This is a genomic window from Campylobacter sp. IFREMER_LSEM_CL2194 (assembly GCF_025771685.1).
Lineage (GTDB): Bacteria > Campylobacterota > Campylobacteria > Campylobacterales > Campylobacteraceae > Campylobacter_D.
In genome coordinates this window covers 1-2465 of the sequence record NZ_JAKMQS010000032.1, presented here as the reverse complement: position 1 = coordinate 2465, position 2465 = coordinate 1, and the positions used below count along the sequence as shown (strand labels likewise).

2 protein-coding genes and 1 pseudogene are annotated in these 2465 nt (G+C 25.1%); all 3 read left to right on the top strand.

Annotation, left to right across the window (positions count from 1 at the left end):
- Positions 1-1080, top strand: a pseudogene (locus L8V79_RS07990) (glycosyltransferase family 2 protein); the annotation flags it as partial.
- A 28-nt stretch (positions 1081-1108) separates the two neighbouring features.
- Positions 1109-2365 carry a glycosyltransferase family 8 protein gene (locus tag L8V79_RS07985; protein ID WP_263703183.1) on the top strand — a complete coding sequence of 419 codons (1257 nt, stop codon included), beginning with the start codon at positions 1109-1111 and terminating at the stop codon, positions 2363-2365.
- A partial coding sequence (locus L8V79_RS07980) for a glycosyltransferase family A protein (RefSeq protein ID WP_263703184.1) occupies positions 2365-2465 on the top strand: 101 nt, incomplete at its 3' end. The genes L8V79_RS07985 and L8V79_RS07980, both read left to right, overlap by 1 nt.

Below are 2465 nucleotides of genomic sequence, written 5' to 3'. Positions count from 1 at the left end.
GTGTGGTTTGATCATTATTTTTATTATGATAATGTAGAGCAATTAAAACCACGTTCAACTATTATTGAAAGTCATAAATATTATTTGAGTTGTAAAGTTAAATCAAAGGATTTCTTTGAAAGAATGATTGAGTTAAATCGAGATACTTTTTGGTTTTCTGTTATGGGCATGATTGATTTTAAGTACTTGAAATCAATCAAACTTAAATTTTTAGATGGTGTTATTCACGAAGACCATCACTTTGGGAAATTACTTTTTTTTCAATCAAATTTTATTTATATTCTGACACAAAAATTATATTTTTATCGTATAAGACAAAATAGCATTATGGATTATGATTTTAGTGGTTTATATATACCAGAATATGATAGATTTACGTATGAAATTTTTGATAAGAATTATTTTTTATATAGAAAATACTTGACACTTTCCAGTAAAGCTTTAACCGCATTAATGGTATTTAAATTTATTCATGAAAATGAACATTTGAATGGTATGATGTTATTAAAGAAAGTTTTTTGGTTAAAATTAAAAAATTGGAGAAACAGTTTAGTTGATTTTGATGATAAATATTTAAATAAAGCAATATCTTTGACAATAAAAAAATTTTATATAATGTCTAGTAATTCAGCTATTAATCTAGAATTAATGATAGATTTTGCTTCTGATATTGCACATATAAGGAATAATGAAACCAACTTAGTATTATTTTATAGCAAATATGGAACAGCAAAATTAAGAGTTCAGAACCATCTTTCTTATAAATTGGGAAAAGTTTTAATTATAAATTCCAAGAGTATCTTTGGGATATTGATGTTGCCAATCTATTTGTTATCGATTATAATTGCGGATTGGCAAGAAAAGAGAATATATCATGATAATTTAAAAAAAGATCCATTGTCGGCTTTACCTAGTTTGAAAAAATATCCTGATTATCAAGAGGCTATTAAGATTCAAAATCATTTTTCCTATAAATTGGGACAAGTATTGATTAAAAATTGTAAAATATGGTATAATGGTGGTATTTTTAAATTGCCATTTAGTATTAGGAAAATTTATAAAAGTAGAAAAAATAAATGAAATAAATATTTTAGGAAAGGTTAAATTTATGAAAAATAAAATTACAATATGTTTTGCTATCAATAATGAGTTTTTTTTATATTTACTTGTTACTATACAATCTATATTAAACAATATCAATACTAAATATTTTTACGAAATTGTCATTTTTTATACAGATCTTAATATTTCGTATAAGCGATATTTGAATGGATTAAAAAATTTAGAGCATTGTTCTTTTAGAGCTATAGATCTTAATGAACATTTTAAAGATATAGACAGTTCTATTTTTCATGAAGGAGAACGTGTAACAAAAGAAACTTATTATAGATTTTTTATTCCAAAAATTTTAAATGAGTGTGATAAAGTTTTGTATTTAGATGCTGATATTTTAGTATTGAGTGATATTTCTTATTTGTTTGAACAAGAATTATCTGAACAGGAATTAGCTATTGCATGTCCAGATGTTGCTTTTTTGGTAGATTCTAATATTAGGGTTTCTTTTAACGAAAAACAAATGTCAAGTAGTGAATATTTTACCAACCATCTTCATATGAAAAATACAAAAAATTACTTTAATGCAGGTGTTATCCTTTTTGATATAAAGAAATGCTTGAAATTTAATTTGGAGGAAAAATTATTGAAAAAATTGAAAGATTTAAAACATCCTCTTTGGCGTGATCAGGATATACTTAATAGTGTCTTAGAGGGGAGGGTTAAATTAATAAATTTTTCTTGGAATTACCAACAAAATATAAGTCCGAATTTATCAAGATTACCTTCGAAGTATATATGTTCGGATGAAAACATTAAAATATGGCATTTTAATGGGGGACGAAAGCCTTGGGATAACATAGATGCTGAAAAGGCGGAAATATGGTGGAGTTTCGCTAAACAAACTACATTCTACGAAAAATTATTGCTAGAACTTTTTTTCAAATATAATGAGAGGGCAAATGCAAGTGTGTTTATTCAAAAAGGTGCTGTAGAGAGAGTTAAGAATCATCTTTCTTATAAAATAGGCAAGACTATAATAGATGCAAAAAATCCAATTAAATTTCTTTTTTTACCTCTTTCGATTGCATTTTTATGTATATCTCATATAGCGCAAAGAAAATTTTATAATTTTCTAATAAAATTAAACCCATCTTTTAAGATGGTACCTTTGGAAAAATATGTAGATTATAAGGATGTTGCATATGTTAAAAAACATTTATCTTATATGATGGGTAAAGCTTTTGTTGATAACCCTTTAACTTTTGTATTTAAGATAAGAAAAATTTATAGGCAATGGAAATCTGAATAATGTATACTAAGACTGTAGGCGTAGTAATCCCCATATACAATGTAGAAAAATATCTAAAAGAATGTTTAGATAGTGTAATCAATCAAACTTATACTAAATT